The organism is Microcoleus sp. Pol12A5 (assembly GCF_036701435.1).
Taxonomy (GTDB): domain Bacteria; phylum Cyanobacteriota; class Cyanobacteriia; order Cyanobacteriales; family Microcoleaceae; genus Microcoleus.
Genome location: NZ_JAUBQU010000295.1, coordinates 1 through 1288 on the forward strand (window position 1 = coordinate 1; position 1288 = coordinate 1288).

The 1288-nt window shown below is 51.2% G+C and carries 1 protein-coding gene; it reads left to right on the forward strand.

The window, feature by feature from the left end; translation table 11 throughout:
• Positions 1 to 62: 62 nt before the first annotated feature.
• Positions 63 to 1288, forward strand: a 1226-nt coding sequence (locus tag QUA45_RS28840) for an Ig-like domain-containing protein (RefSeq protein ID WP_333223371.1), incomplete at its 3' end; no start/stop codon positions are given.

Consider the following 1288-nt stretch of genomic DNA (forward strand, 5'->3'; position numbering starts at 1 on the left):
CAAGAAGGTTTTTTTAGTTATTTAGTAATGCACAAATTCACGTTTTTGTCAAATTAATTTAGATGCGTTTACCCTGCAGTGATGGGGCTGTTACTTCACCAGAAATAGCGGCAAATATCAATGTCACAAATAATCCACCGCTGGCACTAATTGACTATTACCAAATTCTGCACGGTAAAGTCCTGAATGTGCCTGTGGCTGAGGGAGTTTTAGCCAACGATAGCGACTTTGACGGCGATTTGCTGACGGCAACGAAAGTCACAAATCCCAACAATGGCACTCTCGAATTTAATCAGGATGGTTCGTTTACTTATACTCCGAATCCAGGATTCTTTGGACTCGATAGTTTTACTTACACTGTCAGTGATGGGACTGATACCTTACCACAAATTGTGGCAAATATCAATGTCACTAACAATCCGCCGATCGCACAACCTGAGACCTACAGCCTCAGTGCGGGAACAGTCCTCAGCGTAACAGTGCCGGGAGTTTTAGCGAACGACTCCGACGCGGACTTTGACACGCTGACTGCTGCGGTGACCGCAAACCCGACGAAAGGGTCGATCGCCCTCAACAAAGACGGTTCTTTCACTTATACTCCTAACGCTGGCTTTTCTGGAACAGACACCTTTACCTACACAGTCAGCGACGGAATAGTTAGCTCTGAACCGGCTACCGTGACTGTAAACGTCAACAATAACCCGCCTGTAGCCAATTCAGACAGCTATACTACTGCTTTTAATACGAGTCTCAACGTGACGGGTTTGGGAGTCTTAATCAACGATACAGACCCGGAAAACGACCCGCTGACGGCGATTCTGGTGAAAAATCCGGCTACAGGGTCGATCGCCCTCAACCAAGACGGTTCCTTCAGTTACACTCCGAATGCTGGTTTTGCAGGGACAGACTCTTTTACCTACAAAGCTAATGACGGGAAAGCTGATTCTGCGATCGTCACGGCAAGCATTGTTGTCAATAACCCTCCGACTCCGACTCCGACTCCGACTCCGACTCCCACGGAAACTCCGACTCCCACGGAAACTCCAACTCCCACGGAAACTCCGACACCCACTCCTGCGGAAACTCCGACGCCCACTCCTGCGGGAACTCCGACACCCACTCCTGCGGGAACTCCGACACCCACTCCTGCGGGAACTCCGACACCCACTCCTGCGGGAACTCCGACACCCACTCCTGCGGGAACTCCGACACCCACTCCTGCGGGAACTCCGACACCCACTCCTGCGGGAACTCCGACACCCACTCCTGCGGGAACTCCGACACCCAC